The organism is Streptomyces sp. BK022 (assembly GCF_004217355.1).
Classification (GTDB): Bacteria; Actinomycetota; Actinomycetes; order Streptomycetales; family Streptomycetaceae; genus Streptomyces; species Streptomyces griseoluteus.
Window position 1 is genome coordinate 113,392 of record NZ_SHKU01000009.1, and the last position, 25,257, is coordinate 138,648.

Genomic DNA, 25,257 nt, shown 5'->3' on the forward strand with positions numbered 1-25,257 from the left:
GGTGTCAGCCCACGCCTCTCAGCCGAAGAAGTTCCGTACGTGCTCCAGCCCCTCGACCAGTGCGTCGATCTCGCCGGGCGTGGAGTACAGATAGAACGACGCCCGGGTGGTCGCCGGAATTCCGTACCGCAGGCAGACCGGCCGCGCGCAGTGGTGGCCGACGCGCACCGCGATGCCCTGCTCGTCGAGGACCTGGCCCACGTCGTGCGGGTGGATGTCGCCGAGCGTGAAGGAGATCGCCGCGCCGCGGTCCTCGGCCGTGGAGGGGCCGATGATGCGCAGGTCGGGGACCTCGCCCAGCCGCTTCACCGCGTACTCGGTGAGCGCGTGCTCGTGGGCGAGGACCTTGTCCATGCCGATCGAGTTCAGGTAGTCGATCGCGGCACCGAGACCGACCGCCTGAGCGATCGGCGGGGTACCGGCCTCGAACTTGTGCGGGGCGGGCGCGTAGGTCGAGGAGTGCATCGACACCGTCTCGATCATCTCGCCGCCGCCGAGGAACGGAGGCAGGTCCTCCAGGAGTTCCTGGCGGCCCCAGAGCACACCGATGCCGGTCGGACCGCACATCTTGTGGCCGGTGAAGGCCACGAAGTCGGCGCCGAGCGCCTGTACGTCCAGCGGCATGTGCGGCGCGGCCTGCGAGGCGTCGACGCACACCAGCGCGCCGACCTCCTGGGCGCGGCGCACGATCGCCTCGACCGGGTTGACCGTGCCCAGGATGTTGGAGACCAGCACGAAGGAGACGATCTTCGTCTTCTCGGTGATGATCTCGTCCAGGTTGGACAGGTCGAGGCGGCCGTCGTCGGTGAGGCCGAACCACTTCAGCTTCGCGCCGGTGCGCTGCGCGAGCAGCTGCCACGGCACGATGTTGGAGTGGTGCTCCATCTCCGTGATGACGATCTCGGTCTCGTGGTCGACCCGGTAGGGCTCGTCGGCCCAGCCCAGCATGTTGGCCACGAGGTTGAGCGACTCGGAGGCGTTCTTGGTGAAGATCACCTCGTCGCGGCTGGGCGCGTTGATGAAGTCGGCGACCTTGTCACGCGCGCCCTCGTACAGCGCCGTGGCCTCCTCGGCGAGGACGTGCACGCCGCGGTGGACGTTGGCGTTGTAGCGCTCGTAGTACTCGCTCAGGGCGTCCAGCACCTGGCGCGGCTTCTGCGAGGTCGCCGCGTTGTCCAGGTACACGAGCTTGCGCCCGTCGTGGACCTCGCGGCCCAGGATGGGGAAGTCCTTGCGGATCGCCTCGGTGTCGAGGAGGCCCGGCAGCTCTGTCACGCGGATACGCCACCCTTCGTGTATGCCTCGTAGCCCTCGTTCTCCAGCTTGTCGGCCAGCTCGGGACCGCCGGACTCGACGATGCGGCCGCCGGAGAACACGTGGACGAAGTCCGGCTTGATGTAGCGCAGGATGCGCGTGTAGTGCGTGATCAGCAGGGTGCCGGTCTCGCCGGTCTCGCGGACGCGGTTGACGCCCTCGGAGACGATGCGCAGGGCGTCCACGTCGAGGCCGGAGTCGGTCTCGTCGAGGATGGCGACCTGCGGCTTGAGCAGCTCCAGCTGGAGGATCTCGTGGCGCTTCTTCTCACCGCCGGAGAAGCCCTCGTTGACGTTGCGCTCGGCGAAGGAGGGGTCCATGTGGAGCCGCTCCATGTTCTCCTTGACCTCCTTCACCCAGGTACGCAGCTTGGGGGCCTCGCCGCGGATGGCGGTGGCGGAGGTGCGCAGGAAGTTGGAGACGGAGACGCCGGGGACCTCGACCGGGTACTGCATGGCGAGGAAGAGGCCGGCGCGGGCGCGCTCGTCGACCGACATGGCGAGGACGTCCTCGCCGTCGAGGGTGACGGTGCCGCTGGTGATCGTGTACTTCGGGTGACCCGCGAGCGAGTAGGCGAGGGTCGACTTGCCCGAGCCGTTGGGGCCCATGATGGCGTGCGTCTCGCCCTGCTTCACGGTGAGGTCGACGCCCTTGAGGATCTCCTTCGTGGCGTTGTCGGCCTCGACGGTGACGTGCAGGTCTCGGATTTCAAGCGTTGCCATGGGTGCCTCAGGACTCCTGGGTGAGGGAGACGAGCACGTCGTCCCCTTCGATCTTTACGGGGTATACGGGGACGGGGCGCGTCGCGGGCGGGCCGGACGGCTTGCCGCTGCGGAGGTCGAAGCAGGAGCCGTGCAGCCAGCACTCGATCTGCCCGTCCTCCACTTCGCCCTCGGAGAGGGAGACGTTCGCGTGCGAGCAGATGTCGTAGATCGCGTACACCTCGCCCTCGGTCTTCACGACCGAGACCGGCGTGCCGTCGAGTTCCACCCGCTTGGGGGTGTCCTCCGACAGCTCGCTCAGTCCGCAGGCGCGCTGGAAGGTCGTCGTCATGCGACCGCGGCCTCCAGCTCCTCCTCGATCTTGACGAGCAGGCGCTCCTCGATGTCGGGGAGGCCGATCTGCTGGACCAGCTCGGCGAAGAAGCCGCGGACCACCAGACGGCGGGCCTCGTGCTCCGGGATGCCGCGGGCCATCAGGTAGAAGAGCTGCTCGTCGTCGAAGCGGCCGGTGGTGGAGGCGTGGCCGGCGCCGACGATCTCGCCGGTCTCGATCTCCAGGTTGGGGACCGAGTCGACGCGGGAGCCGTCGGTGAGCACCAGGTTGCGGTTCATCTCGTAGGTGTCGGTGCCCTCGGCCTTGGCCTCGATGAGCACGTCACCGATCCAGACCGCGTGCGCGCCCTCGCCCTGGAGCGCGCCCTTGTAGACGACGTGGGAACGGCAGTGCGGGGTGTTGTGGTCGACCAGGAGGCGGTGCTCCTGGTGCTGGCCGGCGTCGGTGAAGTACAGGCCGAACAGCTCGGCCTCGCCGCCGGGGCCCGCGTAGCTGACGCGCGGGTGGAGGCGGACGACGTCGCCGCCGAAGGTGACGACCACGGACTTGAAGGAGGCGTCGCGGCCGACCAGGGCGTTGTGCTGGGCCACGTGCACGGCCTTGTCGTCCCAGTCCTGGACGGAGACGACGGTCAGCTTGGCGCCGTCGCCGAGCACGTAGTCGACGTTGGCGGCGAGCACCGCGTCACCGGTGTGGTCGATGACGACGAGGGCCTCGGCGAAGGCGCCGAGTTCGATCACCTGGTGGCCGTAGGCGGTGCCGCCCTCGCCGTGCACCGCGATGCGGATCGGCTCGGTGAGGACGGTCTCCTTGGGCACGGTGACGACCGACGCCTGCTCGAAGGCGGAGTACGCCTGGGCGGCGACGCGGTCGACCGGGGTGCCGGCCTTGCCGAGCCGGGCGTCGTCACGGCCGACGTTCTCGACGGTGACGCCCTCGGGGGCCTCGACGACGACCTTCAGGCCCTCGCCCGTGGCGACGGCGGTGCCGTCGTGCAGGCCGCGCAGCCGCTCCAGCGGAGTGAACCGCCACTCCTCCTCCCGGCCGTGCGGGACGGGGAAGTCCGCGACGTCGTAGGAGGGGGGCGCGCTCATGCGCGTGGCGACGGTCGACTCCGCGGCGACCGCGATCGAGCCCGCGGTGGTGGACCCCACGGGGATGTTCTGCTCAGCCATGGCTGTCGGGGTGCTCGCTTTCTGGTGCGTAGGTGGCTGCGTGTGTGGCGTGACGGGGTACGGGCGGCGGGTCAGCCGACCGCGCCCTCCATCTGCAGCTCGATCAGCCGGTTGAGCTCCAGCGCGTACTCCATCGGCAGCTCCTTGGCGATCGGCTCGACGAAGCCGCGCACGATCATCGCCATCGCCTCGTCCTCGGAGAGGCCGCGGCTCATCAGGTAGAAGAGCTGGTCCTCGGAGACCTTGGAGACGGTCGCCTCGTGGCCCATGGAGACGTCGTCCTCGCGGACGTCGACGTAGGGGTAGGTGTCCGAGCGGGAGATCGTGTCGACGAGCAGCGCGTCGCACAGCACGTTGGACTTCGATCCGGCCGCGCCCTCACCGATCTCGATGAGACCGCGGTAGGAGGTACGGCCGCCGCCGCGCGCCACCGACTTCGAGACGATGTTGGAGGACGTGTTGGGGGCCATGTGGACCATCTTGGCGCCGGCGTCCTGGTGCTGGCCCTCGCCCGCGAAGGCGATGGAGAGGGTCTCGCCCTTGGCGTGCTCGCCCATGAGGTAGACGGCCGGGTACTTCATGGTCACCTTGGAGCCGATGTTGCCGTCGACCCACTCCATGGTGGCGCCCTCGTAGGCGACGGCGCGCTTGGTGACCAGGTTGTAGACGTTGTTCGACCAGTTCTGGATGGTCGTGTAACGGCAGCGGGCGCCCTTCTTGACGATGATCTCGACGACCGCGGAGTGCAGCGAGTCCGACTTGTAGATCGGCGCGGTGCAGCCCTCGACGTAGTGGACGTAGGCGTCCTCGTCGACGATGATCAGCGTCCGCTCGAACTGGCCCATGTTCTCGGTGTTGATCCGGAAGTAGGCCTGGAGCGGGATCTCCACGTGCACGCCCTTCGGCACGTAGATGAAGGAGCCGCCGGACCACACGGCCGTGTTCAGCGAGGCGAACTTGTTGTCACCGACCGGGATGACCGTGCCGAAGTACTCCTTGAACAGCTCGGGGTGCTCGCGGAGCGCGGTGTCGGTGTCCAGGAAGATGACGCCCTGCTCCTCCAGGTCCTCGCGGATCTGGTGGTAGACGACCTCGGACTCGTACTGGGCGGCGACACCGGCGACGAGGCGCTGCTTCTCGGCCTCCGGGATGCCCAGCTTGTCGTAGGTGTTCTTGATGTCCTCGGGCAGGTCCTCCCAGGACTCCGCCTGCTTCTCCGTGGAGCGCACGAAGTACTTGATGTTGTCGAAGTCGATGCCCGAGAGGTCCGAGCCCCAGTTGGGCATGGGCTTCTTCTCGAACAGCTTCAGGCCCTTGAGGCGGAGCTTGGTCATCCACTCCGGCTCGGACTTCTTGTCCGAGATGTCGCGGACGACGGCCTCGCTCAGGCCGCGCTTGGCCGAGGCGCCGGCTACGTCGGAGTCGGCCCAGCCGTATTCGTACTTGCCCAGACCCTCGAGTTCGGGGTGGGCAGTCTCCGTGGGGAGCGTCATGCGGGGTTCCTCCCGGCCGTGCTTGCGTGGTGGCTCTGATCGGACTTGTCGGTCTTGGAAATCTTGGGGATGAACGTCGTGCAGACGCCGTCGCCGTGGGCGATGGTCGCCAGTCGCTGGACGTGGGTTCCCAGCAGCTCGGCGAAGAACTCCGTCTCCGCCTCGCAGAGCTGGGGGAACTGCTCGGCGACGTGGGCGACCGGACAGTGGTGCTGGCAGAGCTGCTCACCCTGTTGCGGGAGGGGGGCACTGCGTGCCGTAGCAGCGTACCCGTCCGCGGTCAAGGCCCTGGCCAGGGCTTCGGCGCGGCGCTCGGGCTCCACTCCCTCGACGGCCTCGCGGTAGGTGGCGGCCTGGGCGGCGATGCGGGCCCGGGCGAACGCGGCGACGGCCTCGCCCCCGCCCTCGCGCTCGGCGATCCAGCGCATGGCGTCGGCGGCGAGCTGGTCGTAGGACTGGTCGAAGGCGTCCCGGCCGCAGGCGGTCAGGGCGAAGACCTTCGCGGGGCGGCCGCGGGTCCGGGCTCCGTACACCCGCTGTTCGCGTGCCTGCACGACGTCGTCGGCGGCCAGCGCGTCCAGATGCCGGCGTACGGCGGCCTGGGTGAGGCCCAGCCGGCCGGCCAGTTCGGCGACGGTCGACGGCCCGTGGTCCAGGATCGACCGCGCGACCCGGTTGCGCGTCGAACGCTCACCGGTCGCCAGCTCCTCCTGGGACCCCGTGGGGGTCTCCCGAGCCTCGTCGACGTTTTTCACAACGCTATTGTTGCGTAATTCCTCGGAGCCTGACAAGCCAGGCCCGGAGCGATCCACGGTGCCCTGCGTCACTTAGGCACACCTAACCTGACCTGCGGAAACGATCTCCGGGACGCCCATCGCGGCACCCCTCACCAGGCAAAACCGCTGGCGTCCGGCGCCTTGGCCGGGCAGACTCCGCGCCATGCCGACCCCTGTCCCGGCGGGCCCCCTTCTCACCCGCCCCACCCTCGCCGAGCAGCTCCTGAAGCTGGGTGTGGAGCCCGGCGAGACCCTGCTCGTGCACTCCTCGCTGAGTTCCCTCGGGTGGGTGAACGGCGGCGCCGTCGCCGTCGTCCAGGGCCTTCTCGACGCCCTCGGCCCGGACGGCACCCTGGTCGTCCCCACCCAGTCCGCGGACCTCTCCGACCCCGAGCTGTGGCGCGCGCCCCCGGTGCCGCCCGAGTGGTGGGAGACGGTACGGGCCACCATGCCGTTCTACGACCCCCGCACCACCCCCTCGCGCGGGGTCGGGGTGATCCCGGAGACCGTGCGCACCTGGCCCGGCGCCCGGCGCAGCTCCCACCCGCAGACCTCCTTCGCCGCGCTCGGCCCCCGCGCCGCCCGGATCACCGACGGCCACGCCCCGGACTGCCGGCTCGGGGAGCAGAGCCCCCTGGCACGCCTGGAGCGGCTCGGCGCCCGGGTGCTGCTGCTGGGGGCGGGCTACGACGCCTGCACCAGCTTCCACCTGGCGGAATACCGGATACCCGCGCCGACGGTGGAGGTCGGGCGGCCCGGCCCCGGCGGCTGGGAGACGGTGACCGAGGTGTCCATCACCTCCGACCGCTTCGACGAGCTGGGCCACGACTTCGAGCGGGACCGCCCGGTCCTGCGCGGCCGGGTCGGCGCGGCCATGGCCCGGCTGTTCCCGGTCGCGGACGCGGTGGCCTACGCCGAGCGCTGGCTCCCGCTGCACCGGCCCCGCGAGGCCGGTTTCCAGCACCCCCGCGCCTGAGCCCCGCCGCGCCTCCCTAGACTCTGGACCCATGCATAGTGACCCCGTGGTCCAGGTCCAGGCCCTGGTGAAGCGGTACGGGCGGAAGACCGCGGTGGACGGCCTCGACCTGGAGGCCCGGCCGGGCGTGACCGCCGTCCTCGGTCCCAACGGGGCCGGCAAGACGACCACCGTCGAGACCTGCGAGGGATACCGCACCCCGGACTCCGGCACCGTGCGCGTCCTGGGCCTCGACCCGGTCCGGGACGCCGCCGCGCTGCGCCCCCGGGTCGGTGTGATGCTCCAGTCCGGCGGTGTCTACTCCGGCGCCCGCGCCGACGAGATGCTGCGGCACGTCGCCAGGCTGCACGCGCACCCCCTCGACGTGGACGCCCTGATCGAACGGCTCGGCCTCGGCTCCTGCGGCCGGACCTCCTACCGGCGGCTGTCCGGCGGGCAGCAGCAGCGGCTCGCGCTCGCCATGGCCGTCGTCGGCCGTCCCGAGCTGGTCTTCCTGGACGAGCCGACCGCCGGCCTCGACCCACAGGCCCGCCGCGCCACCTGGGACCTGGTACGGGACCTGCGCGCCGACGGGGTCTCGGTGATCCTCACCACGCACCACATGGACGAGGCCGAGCAGCTCGCGGACGACGTGGCGATCATCGACGGCGGCCGGGTCATCGCCCAGGGCTCCCCGGAGGAGCTGTGCCGCGACGGCGCCGAGAACACCCTGCGCTTCGGCGGGCGCCCCGGACTGGACGTGGCCTCGCTGCTCAAGGCGCTCCCAGCCGACTGCACGGCCGACGAGCTGACGCCGGGCAACTACCGGGTGACCGGCAAGATCGACCCGCAGCTGCTCGCCACGGTCACCTCCTGGTGCGCGCAGCACGGGGTGATGCCGGACCGTATCTCGGTGGAGCGGCACACCCTCGAAGACGTCTTCCTGGAACTGACCGGCAAGGAGCTGCGCTCATGACCACCGCGCCGGGCACGTACGCCCCGAGGCCCGGAGCGGCCCCGCTCCCCCGCATGATCGGCGCCCAGGCGGCGCTGGAGACGCGGATGCTGCTGCGCAACGGCGAGCAGCTGTTGCTGACCGTGGTGATCCCGGCCCTGCTGCTGGCGCTGTTCGGCTCGGTCGACATCGTGGACACCGGGTCCGGCAAGGCGGTGGACTTCCTCACCCCCGGCATCCTGGCGCTGGCGGTGATGTCCACGGCGTTCACCGGGCAGGCCATCGCCACCGGCTTCGAGCGGCGCTACGGCGTGCTGAAGCGGCTGGCCTCCTCACCGCTGCCGCGCTGGGGCCTGATGACCGCGAAGACGGCCGCGGTGCTGGTCACCGAGGCGCTCCAGGTCGTCCTGCTGACCGTCATCGCCTTCGCGCTGGGCTGGTCCCCGCACGGCAACCCGGCCGCCGTACTGCTTCTGCTGGTGCTCGGCACGGCCGCGTTCTCCGGGCTCGGGCTGCTGATGGCGGGGACGCTGAAGGCGGAGGCCACGCTGGCCGCGGCCAACCTGGTCTTCCTGCTGCTGCTGGTCGGCGGCGGGGTGATCGTGCCGCTGGAGAAGTTCGGCTCCGCCGGGCAGCACGTCCTCGGGCTGCTGCCGATCTCCGCGCTCTCCGACGGTCTGCGGGACGTGCTCCAGCACGGCGCCCAGATGCCCTGGGGCGACGTGGCGATCCTCGCGGTGTGGGCGGTCGTGGGGCTCGCGGCGGCGGGCAGGTTCTTCCGCTGGGAGTAGGTGCCCACCCGGCTCGGGGGGGGCGCCCCTCGTGAATGCGTGCACAAGCGGGCGCCTACGATGGTGCGCGTGCCAAAGCTGACCCCCGCCGACGCCGCGACGGCCCTCCGCAACCCGCTCGCCTTCATCGCCGACCGCTGGACCCCGGACCCCCGGACCGTCCGCCGGGCCGCGCTCGCCGCTCTCGTGATGTCGGTGGTCATCGTGGTCACCGGCGGCGCGGTGCGCCTGACCGGCTCCGGGCTCGGCTGCCCGACCTGGCCCACCTGCACCGACGACTCACTGACGACCACCCGCGCCATGGGCGTGCACGGTGTCATCGAGTTCGGCAACCGCATGCTGACGTACGTGCTCTGCGCGGCCGTCGGCTGGGCGATCATCGCCGCCCGCTCCCAGAAGCCGTGGCGGCGCGACCTGACCCGGCTCGGCTGGGCGCAGTTCTGGGTGGTCATGGGCAACGCGGTGCTCGGCGGCATCGTGGTGCTGGTCGGACTGAACCCGTACACGGTCGCCGCGCACTTCCTGCTCTCCACGGCGCTGATCACCGTGGCCACCGTGATGTGGCAGCGCACCCGTGAGGGTGACGCCGAGCCGCGTCCGCTGGTCGGCGGGGCGGTACGGCAGCTCGTGTGGTCCCTGGTGGCCGCGGCCGTGCTGCTGATCGCGGTCGGCACGGTGGTGACCGGCGCCGGCCCGCACGCGGGCGACTCCTCCGAGGTGGCGCGCATCCCGCTGGACTGGGAGATGATCGCCAAGCTGCACGCGGTGCTGGCCTGGATCGTGGTCACCCTGACCTTCGCCCTGTGGTTCGTCCTCAAGGCGGTCGACGCGCCCAAGGGCCCCCTGGCCCGCACCCGCGACCTCTTCCTGATCCTCCTGGGCCAGGGCGTCATCGGCTACGTCCAGTACTTCACCCACCTCCCCGAGGCCCTGGTCGCCCTCCACATGCTCGGCTCCTGCCTCATGTGGATCGCCACCCTCCGCGTCCTGCTCTCCCTCCGCGAACGCCCGGCCACCCCGGCCTCCGTACCGGGCCCGGCCACGGAGGTCTCGGTGGGCACCCCGGCCTGAGTTCAGCGGTACCCGGCCACCAGCGCGTCGATGGCCGGCCCGAGGTAGGCGCGGGTCAGCCGGGCCCTTTGGTCCGGCGAGGGCCCGGGGCCGTGCTCCCCGTAGCGCCGTCGCGTGATGTCCTCGACGACCTCGCGCGGCGCCCCCAGTACGGGCAGCTCGGTGAGCGCCTGGCGCTTGGAGATCAGCCGCCCCTCGCGCAGGGTCACGGTGGCGCGGGCGAAGGTCAGCAGGCCGAGATCGACCCAGATGTCCTCCGTCCAGAGCCGCTCTCTGTCCACGGCCGGGCGCCAGAAGTCCCGCTGGTCGGCAGCGACGAAGTCCCGCAGCTCCCGGTCCGGCACGGGCGGCAGATACGCGGCGGGCGGCGCCCCGTGCAGCACCCGGCCGAACTCGTGCAACTCCCTCCGGGTCACCGGGGTGACCGGACGGCGCCTGACCCCGTCGTGCGCCCAGGTCACATGCGACCTCGCCGGATCGGCCGCGGTGCGCGGGGTCAGGTACGAGCAGTGCAGCTTGGCCGCCAGGGGTTCGGCGCGCAGCCGCCGGTGCAGTCCGAGCAGCCGGCCCACGGCAGCCGGGGTCAGCGGGCCGGGCAGCACCGCGATCAGGTCGAGGTCGCTGCGGCCCTCCTGGTAGTCCCCGCCGCCCAGTGAGCCGTGGGCCCAGACGGCGAGCGGGCGGAGGGGGGCGAGGTCGTCCAGGAAGCGGGAGACGAGCGCTTCGGTCGGCATGGGGCGAGTGTCGGGGACGGGGGGCCGCCCGTACAGAGGTCAGCGCAGCCCGTACACCCGGTGGGCGTTCTCGGACGCCAGGAGGTGGGCCACCCGGCGGGCGTCGGCCGGGCTGCAGGCGCCCTCGGTGAGCCAGGTGCCGAGGACCCGGTCCAGGGACTCGCGGAAGAGGTGGGCGCCCACCACGTGGAGTTCGGGCAGGGACTCGGCGCCGGTGGAGAAGAGGACCTTGCCGAAGGGGGCGAGTTCCAGGATGTCCGCGAGGATCGCGGCCGCGCGGGCGCCGGTACGGGCGAGGGCGGCGCCGGAGTCGGCGTAGACATGCGTGTGGGCGCCCGCCAGCCGGGCCGTGTACCGGTGGTGGAAGAGGCCGGGCAGCAGGACCAGGTCGGTGCCGAGGCCCGCGGTGGCCCGTACGAAGCCGGTCAGCGGGGCGGGGTCGGTGCCGAGGCCGGGCTCCTCGGGGCCGGCGTGCAGCTGGAGCGGGCGGCCCGTGGCCACCGCGGTCCACAGCAGGTGGCCCAGCAGGACGGGGTCGGTCAGCTCCTCCCCCACGCGCCGTCCGGCCAGCCAGCGGGCGGCGGCGCTCCGTACCGCGCCGGGTCCCGGCGGCTCGGGGGCGAGGGCGGCCCCCCGGCCGACGAGGGAGGCGGTGGCGGCGAAGGCGACGGCGTGCGTGGCGGCCCCGTGCACCGACTCGGCCAGATTGGCGAGGAACGAGGCGACCGTGCCCGAGGTGTCCGCGACCTGCTCGGCCAGCGGCTCCAGCCGGACCACCGCGCGCGCCTCCGCGTCCCCGGCGGCGGCCATCTCCTCGGGCCCGGTGAGAGCGTCGGGCAGCCCGCTGGAGACCAGGTAGGTGGTGATCCCGGACCCGCGCAGCAGCCTGCGCCCGGCCTCCAGCACGCCCAGTTCGCGGCGCCGGGCCAGATAGCGGGCGGGCGGGCAGTGCGGCTCCAGGCCGAGCAGCGGCGGACACCAGCGCCGCACCGCGAACCCCGTCTGCGTGTCGAACAGCGTGGTCCCCGGCGCGGCCGGCCCCTCCCCCCGCGCCAGCCGCGCCTCGAAGGTCCCGAGGCCCAGCTCGGTCCGAAGCACCCCATGGCAGTACTGATCCACGAGCGAAGGCGTGTCGATCATTCCGGCTCCCGACGAGGACGCTGTTTCACACGTCCTAACGGCACGAACCGGATTCAGGTGGCGCGGGGGCGGGACTCAGAGCTGAATCCCGGCCATCCGCTTCCACTCGTAGGCGCTGGTGCGGATCTTCGCCGCGAACTCCCCGTCGAAGTCGTCCCGGAGCTCCACTCCGGCCTTCTCCACCGCGCGGCGTCCGATCTCCACGCTGGGGGCCACGAGGTTGCCCCACTCGCCGTCCTCGCCCACGAGGGCGATACGGGCCCCGCGCTCGCCGAGGTAGGCCACGTTCCCCTCGGCGCCCCCGTGCGCCTTGGCGAACGTACCGATCTGGTGGGCGAGCCGCTTCACCTGGCGCTCGCTCTTCGCGTCAACCTGCTCCGTGTCAGCCATGACAGGGATGCTACCGACGAGTAGAGAAAAGGGCGACGGGTGGGGTCGGCGTCCGGGTCAGCGGAGGAAGGGGTCCACCGCGACGGCGACGAAGAGGATGGAGACGTAGGTGATCGACCAGTGGAACAGCCGCATCTCCTTCAGCTTGCCCCCCGTCACCTCGGCCTTGGCCCGGTTCTGCAGGCCGTGCGCCTCCCAGAGCCAGAAGCCGCCGGCCGCGAGGGCGACCACGGTGTAGAACCAGCCGGTGTAGCCGAGCGGGGTCAGCAGCAGGGAGACGGCGACCATCACCCAGCTGTAGATCACGATCTGCCGGGCGACCACCTTGTTGGAGGCGACGACGGGCAGCATCGGCACGCCCACGCGGGCGTAGTCCTCCTTGACCTTCATGGACAGCGGCCAGTAGTGCGGCGGCGTCCAGAAGAACATCACGAGGAAGAGGATGACCGGCGCCCAGGACATCGAGTCGGTGACCGAGGACCATCCGATCAGCACCGGCAGGCAGCCCGCGATACCGCCCCAGACGATGTTCTGCGAGGTACGCCGCTTGAGGATCAGCGTGTAGACGACCACGTAGAAGAGGAGCGCACCGAGTGACAGCCAGGCGGACAGCCAGTTGACGGTCAGCCCGAACAGCAGTGTCGAGACGACCGCGAGGGTGATGCCGAAGGCGAGGCACTCGCGCGGGCTGACCAGTCCGGTCACCAGCGGTCGCTGCGAGGTGCGGTCCATCAGCGCGTCGATGTCGCGGTCGATGTACATGTTGAGCGCGTTGGCGCCGCCCGCGGACAGATAACCGCCGACGCAGGTGAGCAGGACGAGACCCAGGTCGGGCACCCCCTGCTGGGCCAGGAACATCACCGGCACCGTGGTGATGAGCAGCAGCTCGATGATCCGCGGCTTGGTCAGCGCCACGAAGCCCTTGACACGGGCTCCGAACGACCGGTCAACCGGGCTCCGGCTCGTACCGGGACCGGCCTCCCCCAGAGCCTCGAGGGCCTGGGAAGTGCCGCCAGGACGGGATTCGACGGCCGTCACGCACACCCCTGACAGAGACATCAAGCGAGCATTCCCGTGTGAAAGCGGGGTAAAGGCTCGCGCGTACCACGCCACTTTAGACGTTGCCCATATCCGGTTTTTCGCCGGGGTCGGCTCGTGTTGGCGAGCCGTGCGACACGCCGCCCGTCCGAGGTCTCCCACAGCTCGGTTGAGCACTCGGACGAGCGGCTCCGTATTCATGTGCCAAGCGGCTTCCGGGCCGGTCGGGAGGCGGATCGCGACGAGTCCCGGCAGTCTGGAATGACTCGAAAAAACGCACGTCCCCTCGGGGGTAGGCTCGACAACGGCCGGTGGACACCAGTGCACCGGCGGCCGGCGGGCGCCACGCGCCGCGAACCGGCGACCGACATGTGGAGAGGAGCCCTGACCCAGGGTGAGCACCAAGCCGACCACCACAGACCTTGAGTGGACCGAGCTGGACCAGCGGGCCGTGGACACCGCCCGGGTCCTGGCCGCCGACGCCGTACAGAAGGTCGGCAACGGCCATCCCGGCACGGCGATGAGCCTGGCCCCGGCCGCCTACACCCTCTTCCAGAAGGTGATGCGGCACGACCCCGCCGACCCGCAGTGGGTGGGCCGCGACCGCTTCGTGCTGTCCGCCGGTCACTCGTCCCTGACCCTCTACACGCAGCTCTACCTGGCCGGCTTCGGCCTGGAGCTGGACGACCTGAAGTCCTTCCGCACCTGGGGCTCGAAGACTCCGGGCCACCCGGAGTACGGGCACACCAAGGGCGTCGAGACCACCACCGGCCCGCTGGGCCAGGGTGTGGCCAACGCGGTGGGCATGGCGATGGCGTCGCGCTTCGAGCGGGGCCTGTTCGACCCCGACGCGCCCGAGGGCACGTCCCCGTTCGACCACTACATCTACTGCATCGCCGGTGACGGCTGCCTCCAGGAGGGCATCTCCTCCGAGGCGTCCTCCCTCGCGGGCCACCAGAAGCTCGGCAACCTGGTCCTGCTGTGGGACGACAACCACATCTCGATCGAGGGCGACACCGAGACCGCCGTGTCCGAGGACACGATGAAGCGGTACGAGGCGTACGGCTGGCACGTCCAGCGCGTGGAGCCCAAGTCCGACGGCGACCTGGACCCGGAGGCGATCTACGCGGCGATCGAGAAGGCCAAGGCGGTCACCGACCGGCCGTCCTTCATCGCCATGCGCTCGATCATCGCCTGGCCCGCCCCGAACGCGCAGGACACCGAGGCCGCGCACGGCTCGGCCCTCGGTGAGGACGAGGTGGCGGCCACCAAGCGCGTCCTCGGCTTCGACGAGACGCAGAGCTTCGCCGTCGCCGACGAGGTCCTCGACCACACCCGCGGCGCCCTGGAGCGCGGCCGTCAGGCCAAGGCGGAGTGGGAGAAGGGCTTCCAGGTCTGGCGCGAGAACAACGCGGACCGCGCGGCCGAGTTCGACCGCATCAGCGCGGGCGCCCTGCCGACCGGCTGGGAGCTGAAGATCCCGGTCTTCGAGACCGGCAAGAGCGTGGCCACCCGTGCCGCCTCCGGCAAGATCCTCCAGGCGCTCGGCCCGGTCATCCCCGAACTGTGGGGCGGCTCCGCCGACCTCGCCGGGTCGAACAACACGACCATCGACAAGGACAGCTCCTTCCTCCCGGCGGGCAACCCGCTGCCGGAGGCGAACCCGTACGGCCGCACGATCCACTTCGGCATCCGCGAGTTCGCCATGGCCGCCGAGATGAACGGCATCACCCTGGCCGGGAACACCCGCGTCTACGGCGGCACGTTCCTCGTGTTCTCCGACTACATGCGCAACGCCGTCCGCCTGTCGGCGCTGATGCACCTGCCGGTGACGTACGTGTGGACGCACGACTCGATCGGTCTCGGCGAGGACGGCCCGACCCACCAGCCGGTGGAGCACCTGGCCGCGCTGCGCGCGATCCCCGGTCTGAACGTGGTCCGCCCGGCGGACGCCAACGAGACCGCGACCGCCTGGCGCGAGGTGCTCAAGCGCTGGACCAAGGAGTTCGGCAAGGGCGCCCCGACCGGCCTGGTGCTGACCCGCCAGGGCGTGCCGACGTACGAGCCCAACGAGGACGCCGCGCGAGGCGGCTACGTCCTGTTCGAGGCCGAGGGCGGTGAGCCCCAGGTGATCCTGATCGCCACCGGTTCCGAGGTGCACGTCGCCGTGGAGGCGCGCGAGCAGCTCCAGGCCGAGGGCGTGCCCACCCGTGTCGTCTCGATGCCGTCGGTCGAGTGGTTCGAGGAGCAGGACCAGGGGTACCGGGATTCCGTACTGCCGGCGTCGGTCAAGGCCCGCGTCGCCGTGGAGGCGGGCATCGGTCTGACCTGGCACAAGTACGTGGGTGACGCCGGCCGCATCGTTTCCCTGGAGCACTTCGGCGCGTCCGCGGACGGCAAGGTCCTGTTCCGCGAGTACGGCTTCACTCCGGAGAACGTGGCCGACAAGGCGCGGGAATCCCTCGCCGCCGCGCAGCGCTGACGCCCGTAAACGACACGTAGGAGATGCAATTTCCATGACAGACGCACTCAAGCGCCTCTCCGAGGAAGGCGTGGCGATCTGGCTGGACGACCTGTCGCGCAAGCGGATCACGTCCGGCAACCTCGCCGAGCTGATCGACCAGCAGCACGTCGTGGGCGTCACCACCAACCCCACGATCTTCCAGAAGGCGATCTCGCAGGGCGACGGCTACGACCAGCAGCTCACCGACCTCGCCGCGCGTGAGGTCACGGTCGAAGAGGCCATCCGCATGATCACGACGGCGGACGTCCGTGACGCCGCCGACATCCTGCGCCCGGTCTTCGAGGCCACCGGCGGCAAGGACGGCCGGGTCTCCATCGAGGTCGACCCCCGCCTCGCGCACAACACGCGCGCCACGCTGGCCGAGGCCCGCCAGCTCGCCTGGCTGGTGGACCGCCCGAACACGCTGATCAAGATCCCGGCGACCGAGGCGGGTCTGCCGGCCATCGCGGACACGATCGGCAACGGCATCAGCGTCAACGTCACGCTGATCTTCTCCCTCGAGCGATACCGCAAGGTCATGGACGCCTACCTGACCGGCCTGGAGAAGGCCAAGGAGCGCGGCCTGGACCTGTCCAAGATCCACTCCGTGGCGTCCTTCTTCGTGTCCCGCGTGGACTCCGAGGTCGACAAGCGGCTGAACGCGATCGGCACCGACGAGGCCAAGGCGCTGCGCGGCAAGGCCGCCATCGCCAACGCGCGCCTCGCCTACCAGGCGTACGAGGAGGTCTTCTCCACCGACCGCTGGAAGGCGCTGGAGAAGGCGGGCGCCAACAAGCAGCGTCCGCTGTGGGCGTCGACCGGCGTGAAGGACCCGGCGTACCCGGACACGATGTACGTCACCGAGCTGGTCGCGCCGAACACGGTCAACACCATGCCGGAGGCCACCCTGGAGGCCGTCGAGGACCACGGTGAGATCACCGGGGACAAGGTGACCGGCACCTACGAGCAGGCCCGTGCCGACCTCGACGCGATCGAGGCTCTCGGGATCTCCTACGACGACGTCGTCCAGGTGCTCGAGGACGAGGGCGTGGACAAGTTCGAGGGGTCCTGGAACGACCTGCTCAAGTCGACCGAGGCGGAGCTGAAGCGCCTCGCCCCCTCGGAGGGCTGATTTGTCACCCCTCAACGGTTCCGGAGCGAACCCGCTTCGTGATCCCGCGGACCGGCGGCTCCCGCGCATCGCGGGGCCGTCGGGCCTGGTGATCTTCGGCGTCACCGGCGACCTGTCGCGCAAGAAGCTGATGCCGGCCGTCTACGACCTGGCCAACCGCGGTCTGCTGCCGCCGGGCTTCTCCCTGGTGGGCTTCGCCCGCCGCGACTGGGAGGACGAGGACTTCGCCCAGGTCGTGCACGACGCGGTCAAGGAGCACGCGCGGACGCCGTTCCGCGAGGAGGTCTGGCAGCAGCTCATCCAGGGGATGCGCTTCGTCCAGGGCACCTTCGACGACGACGAGGCGTTCGAGCGGCTGCGCTCGACCATCGACGAGCTGGACAAGCAGCAGGGCACCGGCGGCAACTTCGCCTTCTACCTGTCGGTCCCGCCGGGCGCCTTCCCGGTCGTGATCCAACAGCTCAAGAAGAGCGGGCTGGCCGACCAGTCCAAGGGCTCCTGGCGCCGCGCGGTCATCGAGAAGCCGTTCGGCCACGACCTGAAGTCGGCCGAGGAGCTGAACAAGGTCGTGCACGAGGTGTTCGAGCCGGACCAGGTGTTCCGGATCGACCACTACCTCGGCAAGGAGACCGTCCAGAACATCCTGGCGCTGCGCTTCGCCAACACGATGTTCGAGCCGATCTGGAACCGGTCGTACGTCGACCATGTCCAGATCACCATGGCCGAGGACATCGGCATCGGCGGCCGCGCCGGGTACTACGACGGCATCGGCGCCGCGCGTGACGTCATCCAGAACCACCTGCTCCAGCTGCTGGCGCTGACCGCCATGGAGGAGCCGTCCTCCTTCGGGGCGGACGCGCTGGCCAGGGAGAAGACCAAGGTGCTCGGTGCCGTGCGGCTGCCGAAGGACCTGGGCGCCGGCACCGTGCGCGGGCAGTACGCGGCCGGCTGGCAGGGTGGCGAGAAGGTCATCGGCTATCTGCAAGAGGACGGCATCGACCCCAGGTCGAAGACCGACACCTACGCGGCGCTGAAGCTGGAGATCGACAACCGCCGCTGGGCGGGCGTCCCCTTCTACCTGCGCACCGGCAAGCGGCTGGGGCGCCGGGTCACCGAGATCGCGGTCGTGTTCCAGCGGGCCCCGCACTCCCCCTTCGACCACACGGCGACCGAGGAGCTGGGCCAGAACGCCATCGTCATCCGGGTCCAGCCCGACGAGGGCATCACGGTCCGCTTCGGCTCCAAGGTGCCGGGCACGTCGATGGAGATCCGGGACGTGTCGATGGACTTCGCCTACGGCGAGTCCTTCACCGAGTCCAGCCCCGAGGCGTACGAGCGGCTGATCCTGGACGTGCTGCTCGGCGACGCCAACCTCTTCCCGCGCACGGAGGAGGTCGAGCTGTCCTGGAAGATCCTCGACCCGGTCGAGGAGTACTGGGACGAGCACGGGCGGCCCGCGCAGTACAAGTCGGGCACCTGGGGCCCGGCCGAGGCCGACGAGATGCTCGCACGAGACGGACGGAGCTGGCGCCGGCCATGAAGATAGACCTGACCGACACCACCGCCGGTGAGATCAACAAGGCGCTGATGGAAGGCCGCCGCGCCATCGGCACGCCCGCCGTGGGCATGGTGCTGACCCTCGTCATCGTCACCGACGAGGAGAACGCCTACGACGCGCTGCGGGCGGCGAGCGAAGCCTCGCGGGAACACCCCTCGCGCACCCTGGTCGTCATCCGCCGGGTCTCGCGCACCCCGCGCGACCGCACCAGCTCCCGGCTCGACGCCGAGGTGCGGGTGGGCGCGGAGGCGGGCACCGGCGAGACGGCCGTGCTGCGGCTGTACGGCGAGGTGTCCGACCAGGCCGACTCGGTGGTGCTGCCGCTGCTGCTCCCGGACGCGCCGGTGGTGGTCTGGTGGCCGGTGAACTCCCCGATCGACCCGGCCGAGGACCCGCTGGGCGCGCTGGCGCAGCGCCGGGTCACCGACACCTACGCGGCCGAGCAGCCGGTGCGTGAGCTGGCGGCGCGTGCGGAGACGTACACGCCGGGCGACACCGACCTGGCGTGGACGCGGATCACGCCGTGGCGTTCGATGCTGGCGGCGGCCCTGGACCAGGTGGACTGCGAGGTGCGGTCCGTCGAGGTGGAGGGCGAGGAGTTCAATCCGAGCTGCGAGCTGCTGGCCATGTGGCTGGCGGACCGGCTGGGCGTGCCGGTGCGGCGGTCGCTGTCCTCGGGTCCGGGTCTGACGGCGGTCCGGATGGAGACGACGTGCGGGCCCATCGTGCTGGACCGGGCGGACGGTTCGCTGGCGAACCTGTCCATCCAGGGCCAGCCGGGCCGTGCGGTGGCGCTCCAGCGCCGGGGCACCGCCGAGCTGATCGCGGAGGAGCTGCGCCGGCTCGACCCGGACGACACCTACGCGGCGGCCCTGCGCTACGGCGTGGAGCGGCTGTCGGCGGGCGCGGACGCGGTGGCGGCGCTGGGCGGGGCTCCGGCCCAGGCGGCGGACAAGGCCGCGGAGGACGAGGCGGTCGCCGAGGTGGCTGTCGCCGAGTCCGAGGCGGGTACCGAGGAGGGCGAGGCCGAGCGGCCCACCCCGAACTCCCTCGCGAGGAAGGCGGCGTCGAAGTGAGCACTCCGCAACTGGTCGTGCACCGCGACAAGGAACTGATGGCCGAGGCCGCCGCCGCGCGGCTGATCACCAAGATCGTGGACGCCCAGGCGTCGCGCGGTCACGCCTCGGTGGTCCTCACCGGCGGCCGCAACGGCAACGGTCTGCTGGCCGCGCTGGCCAAGGCGCCCGCGCGGGACGCGATCGACTGGGGCCGCCTGGACCTGTGGTGGGGCGACGAGCGCTACCTCCCCGAGGGCGACCCGGACCGCAACTACACGCAGGCCCGCGAGGCCCTGCTGGACTCCGTACCGCTGGACCCGGCGCGGGTGCACCCGATGCCCGCCTCCGACGGACCCTACGGCGCGGACGTGGACGCGGCGGCCGCCGCGTACGCGGCGGAGCTGGCCAAGGCGGCCGGTCCCGAGGACCACGCCGAGGTGCCGGAGTTCGACGTGCTGCTGCTGGGCGTCGGCCCGGACACCCATGTGGCCTCGCTCTTCCCGGAGCTGCCCGCGGTGCGGGAGACCGAGCGCACGGTGGTGGGTGTGCACGGCGCGCCCAAGCCGCCGCCGACCCGGACCTCCCTGACGCTGCCCGCGATCCGCGCGGCTCGTGAGGTGTGGCTGCTGGCGGCGGGCGAGGACAAGGCCGAGGCGGTGGCGATCGCGCTGTCCGGCGCGGGCGAGGTGCAGGCCCCCGCGGCCGGCGCGCGGGGCCGGGCGCGGACGCTGTGGCTGCTGGACTCGGCGGCCGCGGCGGACCTGCCGCGGTCGATGTATCCGCCGGCCTCGCCGTGAGCTGAGCGCATGGAAAGGGGCGGCGGGGACTTCGTGGAGTCTCCGCCGCCCTTCGTGTTTTCTCAGCGGGCGGCGCTCACCTGCTCCGGGCCGCCCTGGAGCCGTCCGGCGCCGCGGAGTTCGGCGATGTCGGCGGCGAGCCGGTCGCGGATGTCCTTGCCGGTGCGCCGCCAGCCGAAGAACTCGCAGGTCTGTCTGATGAGTTCGTCCTCGGTCATGCCGGGGCACTCGGCGGCCAGTTCGTACAGGGCCACATGGCGTTCGCCGGGCGCGATGTGCACGACCTTGCGGGGGGTGTCGCCCTCGCGGGGGTGACGGGCCTTCAGCGGGCCGGGGTCCGCGAGGGTGTAGAAGCCGTCGGCGGAGGCGATCTTCCGGGAGCGCACCAGGGCGTCGGCGACCGCGCGGACGTTGTCCCGGATACGGCTGCCCGCCCGGCCGACGCCCCAGGCTTCCCGCGCCCGCTGCACCAACAGGTCCTCGTGGACCGGCCCTTCGGCCTCGATGATCCGGGTCAGCACCTCGCGCAGCGCGGGCCGCGCCTCGGCGGTGTGCAGTTCGTGGCGCGGGGCGACGGTGACGACACCGGGGGCGTACGGCGCGCTCCACTCGCGTCCGGTGCCGAGGTCGACGGGGACGCGCTCCAGCGGGATGTCCACGGGCTCGGTGCGCTGCTCGGGCACCGCGGCGACGGGCGCCGGACCGGTCACCGTGTTCAACGGGCCGCTCGCGACGGCCTGTTCGACGGCCTCGCGCAGCCGGCGCTCCGCCGCCGCCCGGCCCCGGTACCAGTCGGTGCCCCAGATGCGGTGCAGCTTCCAGCCGAGCCCGTTCAGCACCTGCTCGCGCAGCCGGTCCCGGTCGCGGGCGGCCTTGGAGGAGTGGTACATCGCGCCGTCGCACTCGATGCCGAGGGCGTACGCGCCGGGCAGCTCGGGGTGGCGTACGCCCAGGTCGATGCGGTACCCGGCGACGCCGACCTGCGGCTGGACCCGGTAGCCCCAGCCGCGCAGCACGGCGAGGACGGACTCCTCGAAGGGGCTGTCGGGTTCGGCGTCGGACTGGACCACGTCACGGGCGAGGACGGCGGGGCCGTTCTCGGCGTACTCCAGATATCGCTTGAGGTACTGCACGCTCTCATTGGCGCTGTCGGCCAGGCTGGTGCCCCGGAAGGAGGAGACGACCTCCATGCGGAAGCGGGCGCGGGTGACCGCCACGTTGAGGCGCCGCCAGCCGCCGTTCTTGTTGATCGGGCCGAAGTTGAGGCCGAGGCGGCCGTGTTCGTCGGGGCCGTAGCCGATCGACATGATCATCACATCGCGCTCGTCGCCCTGCACCGACTCCAGGTTCTTCACGAAGAACCCGTCGAGCCGGTCCTCGGTGAAGCAGTGGTCGAGGTCGGGCCGGGCGAGCCGGGCCTGCTGCACGGCCAGGTCGATCGCGGACGCCTGCGCCTGCGAGAGCGCGACGACACCGAGGGTCTTGCCGGGCCGGGTGTCGAAGTGGTGCAGCACCCGCCGGGCCACGAACTCGGCCTCGGCCCGGTTGTCCCGGCGCCCGCCCCGGTCGTAGACACCGTCGGCCGCCAGGAAGGCCACGCCCACGTCCTCGCCCTCGGCCACCGCGCCGGGGAAGGTGATCATCGAGTTGGCGTAGAACTCGCGGTTGCTGAAAGTGATCAGGTTCTCGTGGCGGCTGCGGTAGTGCCAGCGCAGGGGCAGCTCGCGCATCGCGCCCGCCTTGCAGGCGTGCAGCAGGGACTCGAAGGAGTCGGGCAGGTCCTCGGCGTACTCGTCGGAGTCGTCGTCCACCGCGGAGTCGAAGAACGAGGTCGGCGGGAGCTGCTTGTCGTCACCGGCGACGATCAGGGTGCGGCCCCGGTAGACGCAGTTCACGGCGTCGCTGGGCCGGACCTGGGACGCCTCGTCGAACACCACCACGTCGAAGTGGAAGTCGGGCGGCAGGAACTGGCTGACGGTCAGCGGGCTCATCATGAAGCAGGGCTTGACCGCCTGGACGACCTCGCGGGTGCGGCCCAGCAGCTCGCGCACCGGCATGTGCCGGGTCTTCTTCTCGGCCTCGCGGACGATGACGGCGCCGCCGCCCCCGGCGAAGTTGCGCGGGCGCCGCTTGTTGCACGCCTCCGTCACCGCACCGCCCGCCGCGGCGACCAGGCGCAGGTCGGCGGCGCGGAAGTCGGCCACGCGGGTGTCCAGGTCCTCCGCACGGGTGCTGCGCAGCCGGGGGTCGGTGGCGAGCAGGTCGTCCGCCCAGGCACGCAGCACCGCCTGCTCGGCCACCTCGGGCAGCCGCGCCGGATCGAGCCCGCGCTCGGCGGCACCGGTGACCAGCGTGTCGGCGCCGTGCCGGGCGAGCACGGCGACCCCGCCGACGTGGGTGTGCCAGACCTCGGGACCCTGCGGGTCGTTGAGCAGGGCGTCGACGGCCTGCCCGGCCTGGTCGAGGGGGCCGAGCAGGCCGGGCGAGAGCTGGGTGCGGCGGGCCGTGTCGAACTGGTCGAGCAGCTCGGTGACGGCCGCGTTCCAGCGGGCGGCGCGGGCGGTGGCGACGGCGCACCAGGCGGCGAGGGCGCCCCGGATCTGGTCCGCGAGCAGGGCGGGCAGCGGGTCGGGGTCGGCGTCGGCGGCGAGGCGGTCGGCCAGCAGGGCGGGCCGCTCGGCCGGGGCGCCGAGCACCGCGATCCGGTCGGCGGTGGCGAGGGCCTGGCCGGTGTCGGCGCAGGCCAGGAGGGTGCGCGGGGTGTACGGGCCGAGGAGTGCGCGGTGGGCCTCGGTGAGCCGAGCGACCTCGGCGGCGGCTTGGTGCCAGGCGAGGGCGTGGTCCAGCCGGGCGAGGAGGGCCTTGTCCCAGGTGCCGGTGCGGGTGAGGCCGGTGAGCTTGAGCCGGTCGGCCTTGTACTGCGCGGAGAAGCGGGCCATCAGCCCCTTGTGCTGCTCCCCGAACCGGGCGACCAGCTCCGGGAGTTCGGGCTCGGCGAGCACCTGCTCCCCGAACACGTCGGCGGCGGCCGCGCGGGCCTGCTCCTCGGCTTCGAGGGCGGTACGCAGCTCGGCGGCGGCGGTGTGCGCGCGGCGCAGTGTCCCGGCGTCGAACCAGTCGCGCGGCGGGCGGTGTCCGGCGGTGGTGAGCGCGGCCAGCTCGCACAGAGCGAACGCGGCCTCGGGCCGGTCCGGCTTGGGCATGCCGAAGAGGTCCGCGAGCTGGGCGGTCTGCGCGGTGATGTCGTCGGGCAGCGTCCCGTCGGCCGGTGCCGTGGTGCCGGGCAGCCCGGCGGCGAGGGTGCGGACGAGCTGCTGGAGTTCGCGGACCGTGCGGGGCTCGTCCACGGTGACGGCGAAGGGGCGGCGTCCGGCGGCGGTGACCAGGGCGCCGAGCGCGTCGGCGGCCTCGTCCACGGCCTGGTGCGGGGCGGTGCCAGTCAGACCGCGCCAGGCGAAGGCGTCCCCCTCGGCGGCGGGGCGCCAGGCACGGGCGACGGTACCGGCGGCGGTCAGCAGCTCCTGGAGCGCGGCGGCACTCAGGGTGCGCGCGGCCTTGGCGTTGCGCGAGCCGAGCGGGAGTTGCGGGGTCTCCGCCTGCTCCAGCAGCACCAGCCGGCCGAGCACGTCGTGCAGGGTACGGCCGAGGGGGTCGCGGGTCTCGTTCATCGCGGCCGCGTAGCCGGACAGCTCCTCGCGCAGGGCCCGGGCGCGCTCCAGCTCGTGGGCGGCGGCGCCGGTGACGCGGGCCTCGGTGGTGAGTACCCGCGCGAGTTCGGTGGCCACGGCCTTCTTGCTGGTGTCGCCGCTGTGCAGCGCCATCACGAAGTCACCGAGCCCGACCGCGCCCAGCCGGTTGCGCACGACGTCCAGGGCGGCGGCCTTCTCGCTGACGAACAGCACGCTGCGGCCGGCGTGCATGAGCGCGGCGATCAGGTTGGTGATGGTCTGGCTCTTGCCGGTGCCGGGCGGCCCGCTCATCACGAAGGACCGCCCGTCCAGCGCCGCCGCCACGCACTGCCGCTGAGAGGCGTCGGCGTCCAGGACGAGCGGGGTCTGCTCGGGGAGCTGGACCTCGTCGATGCGGTCGAGGCCGGGCGGCTCGAAGTCGACCAGGTCGGCGGGGAGCCCGGCGTCGGGACCGAGCGCGACGGCGCGGACCAGCGGGTGGGCGAGGATCTGCTCCTCGTTCTGCTGGAGGTCCTGGTACATCGCCTCGCGGTGGGAGGCGAACAGCCCGAGCACCGCCCGCTCCTGGACCGCCCAGCCCTCCTGCCGGGCGGTGACCTTCCGGGCGGCGGCGAGCACGGCACCCAGGTCGGCGGCGTCGGTGCCGGTGACGGGCGACCAGTCGACGCCGAGCCGGTCCGCCTTCACGGCGAGCGCCGGGTTGTGGATGCGCTCCTGCCCCTCGGCCGGGTGAAGCCGGTACTGACGGTTGCCGTCCCGGCGCAGCTCCACGGGGACGAGGAGCAGCGGGGCGGCGCTGCTCTCGTGGGCGCCGGGTTCGCGCCAGTCGAGCATGCCGATGCCGAGCCAGAGCACCCAGAGGCCGTAGTCGTTGAACATCTGGCCGGACTTCTGGCGGAGTTGGTACAGCGAACTGTCCAGCGCGGCCTGCGTGGTCTTCTGGGTGACCAGTCCGGGCCGGGAGCGCCGCGCGGTGCCGGTGTCACCGGCCTTGGCCAGCTCCACCCCGGCCTCCCGCTCGGTGACGGCGGCGAACTCCCAGCCCTTGGCCAGCTCCGCGAGCAGGGCGGCCGGGTCCGGTGCGGTGATCTCCAGGGTGGCGGTCCTGGTGTGCCGGAAGTTCAGCAGCCGGTTGCGGCCGCCCATGTCCAGCAGAGAGTTCCGCCATCCGTCGAGCACGGCCTTCAACAGGGTGTGCGGCTGATGGGCCATGTGGTGGGTACCTCCCGGAGCTGCGCAGGGGTGACCACCCTCTCCGGCCCCCCTGGAGGTATCTCCCTATCAGGTGCGTCCCGCCGCCACACCGAAGATCGACAACCTGATATGGATCTGTTGTGAAAGTACGGGGGAACTCTTGCGCGGTCAGGGTGCTTCCACTTGACCGGCGCCACCGGAATCTTTCCGGGGCGGGCGCGGCGGAGTCGAACTGCCCGCGCCCGCCTCAGGATCGGGTCAGCCGCCCATCTTCCGGTACTCGGCGACCAGTGCCCGCGTGGACGGGTCGAGGCCCGGCACGTCCGCGCCTTCGGTGAGGGCCGGTTCGATGCGCTTGGCGAGGACCTTGCCCAGCTCGACGCCCCACTGGTCGAAGGAGTCGATGTTCCAGACCGCGCCCTGCACGAACACCTTGTG

The 25,257-nt window shown here is 71.7% G+C and carries 20 protein-coding genes and 1 pseudogene; 9 read left to right on the forward strand and 12 right to left on the reverse strand.

Annotation, left to right across the window (positions count from 1 at the left end):
- Window positions 1-18: 18 nt before the first annotated feature.
- The 6 genes from EV284_RS31640 to EV284_RS31665 form a co-directional block, all read right to left on the reverse strand.
- Entirely contained in the window at window positions 19-1,275 is a 1,257-nt protein-coding gene (locus tag EV284_RS31640) for a cysteine desulfurase (RefSeq protein WP_130340290.1), read from the reverse strand.
- The gene (sufC, locus tag EV284_RS31645; RefSeq protein ID WP_030815350.1) at window positions 1,272-2,036 is read right to left on the reverse strand and encodes a Fe-S cluster assembly ATPase SufC; all 765 of its coding nucleotides are present in this window, start codon (window positions 2,034-2,036) and stop codon (window positions 1,272-1,274) included. Before sufC ends, EV284_RS31640 begins: the two co-directional genes overlap by 4 nt.
- A 7-nt stretch (window positions 2,037-2,043) precedes the next feature.
- Window positions 2,044-2,367 carry a non-heme iron oxygenase ferredoxin subunit gene (locus EV284_RS31650; RefSeq protein ID WP_030815347.1) on the reverse strand — a complete coding sequence of 108 codons (324 nt, stop codon included), beginning with the start codon at window positions 2,365-2,367 and terminating at the stop codon, window positions 2,044-2,046.
- Window positions 2,364-3,545: a Fe-S cluster assembly protein SufD gene (gene sufD / locus EV284_RS31655; protein ID WP_130340292.1), complete on the reverse strand. Its 1,182-nt coding sequence runs from the start codon at window positions 3,543-3,545 to the stop codon at window positions 2,364-2,366. Before sufD ends, EV284_RS31650 begins: the two co-directional genes overlap by 4 nt.
- A gap of 71 nt (window positions 3,546-3,616) precedes the next feature.
- Entirely contained in the window at window positions 3,617-5,038 is a 1,422-nt protein-coding gene (sufB, locus tag EV284_RS31660) for a Fe-S cluster assembly protein SufB (protein WP_030815341.1), read from the reverse strand.
- On the reverse strand, window positions 5,035-5,793 hold the full coding sequence (locus EV284_RS31665; RefSeq protein WP_130340294.1) for an ArsR family transcriptional regulator: 759 nt from the start codon (window positions 5,791-5,793) through the stop codon (window positions 5,035-5,037). The genes sufB and EV284_RS31665 overlap by 4 nt, the downstream gene beginning before the upstream one ends.
- Before the next feature lie 184 nt (window positions 5,794-5,977).
- On the opposite strand from EV284_RS31665, the gene EV284_RS31670 reads away from it, so the two are divergent.
- Genes EV284_RS31670 through EV284_RS31685 form a run of 4 tightly spaced genes read left to right on the forward strand, consistent with a single transcriptional unit; the run spans window position 5,978 to window position 9,586 of the window.
- Complete coding sequence (locus EV284_RS31670) at window positions 5,978-6,790, forward strand: AAC(3) family N-acetyltransferase (RefSeq protein ID WP_130340296.1); 813 nt, start codon at window positions 5,978-5,980, stop codon at window positions 6,788-6,790.
- Window positions 6,791-6,821: 31 nt separating this feature from the next.
- Window positions 6,822-7,745, forward strand: a complete 924-nt coding sequence (locus EV284_RS31675; protein ID WP_130340298.1) for an ABC transporter ATP-binding protein — start codon at window positions 6,822-6,824, stop codon at window positions 7,743-7,745.
- Complete coding sequence (locus tag EV284_RS31680) at window positions 7,742-8,515, forward strand: ABC transporter permease (RefSeq protein ID WP_130340300.1); 774 nt, start codon at window positions 7,742-7,744, stop codon at window positions 8,513-8,515. Before EV284_RS31675 ends, EV284_RS31680 begins: the two co-directional genes overlap by 4 nt.
- Window positions 8,516-8,575: 60 nt before the next feature.
- Window positions 8,576-9,586 (forward strand): COX15/CtaA family protein, encoded by a 1,011-nt coding sequence (locus tag EV284_RS31685; protein ID WP_130340302.1) that lies wholly within the window; start codon window positions 8,576-8,578, stop codon window positions 9,584-9,586.
- A gap of 2 nt (window positions 9,587-9,588) precedes the next feature.
- On the opposite strand, the gene EV284_RS31690 is transcribed toward EV284_RS31685, so the two are convergent.
- The 4 genes from EV284_RS31690 to EV284_RS31705 form a co-directional block, all read right to left on the reverse strand.
- Window positions 9,589-10,320 (reverse strand): nucleotidyltransferase, encoded by a 732-nt coding sequence (locus EV284_RS31690; protein WP_130340304.1) that lies wholly within the window; start codon window positions 10,318-10,320, stop codon window positions 9,589-9,591.
- Window positions 10,321-10,359: 39 nt separating this feature from the next.
- Window positions 10,360-11,460, reverse strand: a complete 1,101-nt coding sequence (locus tag EV284_RS31695) for an amidohydrolase (protein ID WP_130340306.1) — start codon at window positions 11,458-11,460, stop codon at window positions 10,360-10,362.
- 75 nt (window positions 11,461-11,535) lie between these two features.
- Window positions 11,536-11,850, reverse strand: a complete 315-nt coding sequence (locus tag EV284_RS31700) for a hypothetical protein (RefSeq protein ID WP_130340308.1) — start codon at window positions 11,848-11,850, stop codon at window positions 11,536-11,538.
- Window positions 11,851-11,907: 57 nt separating this feature from the next.
- Entirely contained in the window at window positions 11,908-12,909 is a 1,002-nt protein-coding gene (locus EV284_RS31705) for a heme o synthase (protein ID WP_207229185.1), read from the reverse strand.
- Window positions 12,910-13,282: 373 nt separating this feature from the next.
- Between EV284_RS31705 and tkt the strand changes: the two genes are divergently transcribed.
- From tkt to pgl, 5 genes are read left to right on the forward strand one after another with little or no spacing between them, the layout of a single operon-like run.
- A complete protein-coding gene (gene tkt, locus EV284_RS31715) occupies window positions 13,283-15,370 on the forward strand; it encodes a transketolase (RefSeq protein WP_130340312.1) in 2,088 nt (695 codons plus the stop codon).
- A 34-nt stretch (window positions 15,371-15,404) separates the two neighbouring features.
- Window positions 15,405-16,523, forward strand: a complete 1,119-nt coding sequence (tal, locus tag EV284_RS31720) for a transaldolase (protein WP_130340314.1) — start codon at window positions 15,405-15,407, stop codon at window positions 16,521-16,523.
- Window position 16,524: 1 nt separating this feature from the next.
- Entirely contained in the window at window positions 16,525-18,063 is a 1,539-nt protein-coding gene (gene zwf, locus EV284_RS31725) for a glucose-6-phosphate dehydrogenase (protein WP_130340316.1), read from the forward strand.
- Window positions 18,060-19,157, forward strand: coding sequence for a glucose-6-phosphate dehydrogenase assembly protein OpcA (opcA, locus tag EV284_RS31730; RefSeq protein ID WP_130340318.1), 1,098 nt, complete (start codon window positions 18,060-18,062; stop codon window positions 19,155-19,157). Before zwf ends, opcA begins: the two co-directional genes overlap by 4 nt.
- Window positions 19,154-19,936 carry a 6-phosphogluconolactonase gene (pgl, locus tag EV284_RS31735; protein WP_130340320.1) on the forward strand — a complete coding sequence of 261 codons (783 nt, stop codon included), beginning with the start codon at window positions 19,154-19,156 and terminating at the stop codon, window positions 19,934-19,936. The genes opcA and pgl overlap by 4 nt, the downstream gene beginning before the upstream one ends.
- 62 nt (window positions 19,937-19,998) lie before the next feature.
- Here pgl and EV284_RS31740 read toward each other — a convergent pair whose 3' ends face one another.
- Window positions 19,999-24,837: a DUF3320 domain-containing protein gene (locus EV284_RS31740; RefSeq protein WP_130340322.1), complete on the reverse strand. Its 4,839-nt coding sequence runs from the start codon at window positions 24,835-24,837 to the stop codon at window positions 19,999-20,001.
- 240 nt (window positions 24,838-25,077) lie between these two features.
- Window positions 25,078-25,257, reverse strand: a pseudogene (locus tag EV284_RS31745) (glucose-6-phosphate isomerase); the annotation flags it as partial.